The sequence below is a fragment of the Afipia sp. GW821-FHT14H12 genome (assembly GCF_058803465.1).
In genome coordinates, this window is sequence record NZ_JBXAOZ010000007.1 from 1 (window position 1) to 938 (window position 938).

General features: G+C 66.8%; 1 protein-coding gene. It reads right to left on the reverse strand.

Going from position 1 to position 938, the window contains the following annotated elements:
• Positions 1-938 (reverse strand): pyridoxal-phosphate-dependent aminotransferase family protein (locus AC1RNA_RS17260; RefSeq protein WP_492951882.1); only part of this gene is annotated, 938 nt, incomplete at both ends.

Sequence of the window (938 nt, forward strand, 5' to 3'; positions counted from 1 at the left end):
TGATCGGCGTCGTGCCCCGGCGGCATCACCACCGCGGTCAACACCGGCGAGTATTCCTCGGGGTTCTGGCACAGCACTTCGAGACCCCAATGCTCCACGGCGGCACGGGTCGCCGCGGCCAGGCGCTTGTGGCGGGCGAACACATGGTCGAGCCCCTCCTCCAGCATCATCGCGATGGATTCGCGCAGGCCGTAAAGCAGATTGGTGGCGGGCGTATAGGGGAAGAAGCCGCTGGCGTTGGGCTTGAGCATTTCCTCCCAGTCCCAGTACGAGCGCGGCATGCCGCCCGTCTTCGCGGCGGCGCGGGCCTTGTCCGAAATCGCGTTGAAGCCGAGCCCCGGCGGCAGCATGAAGCCCTTCTGCGAACAGCTCACCGTGACGTCGACGCCCCAGGCCTCGTGCTTGTATTCGGCCGAGCCGAGCGAGGAGATGGTGTCGACCAGGAACAGCGCCGGATGCTTCGCCGCATCGATGGCCTTGCGGATCTCGGCGATCCGGCTGGTGACGCCGGTGGAGGTCTCGTTATGGACCACCATCACCGCCTTGATGGCGTGGGACTTGTCCTGCGACAGCCGCTCGCCGATCGCGACCGGGTCGGCGCCGTGACGCCAGTCGCCCGGCATGAACTCGACATCGAGGCCGAAGCGCACGGCCATCTTCTGCCACAGCGTGGCGAAATGGCCGGTCTCCACCATCAGCACCTTGTCGCCCGGCGACAGCGTGTTGACGATCGCCGCCTCCCACGCGCCGGTGCCCGACGAGGGAAAGATCACCACGGGGCCCGAGGTCTGGAAAATCTTCTGCGAGCCGCTCAGCACCGCCTTGCCGAGTTCGGCGAACGCGGCGCTGCGGTGGTCGATGACCGGCATGTCCATCGCCCGCAGCACCCGATCCGGAACAGGGCTCGGACCCGGGATTTGAAGAAAATGGCGCCCTTG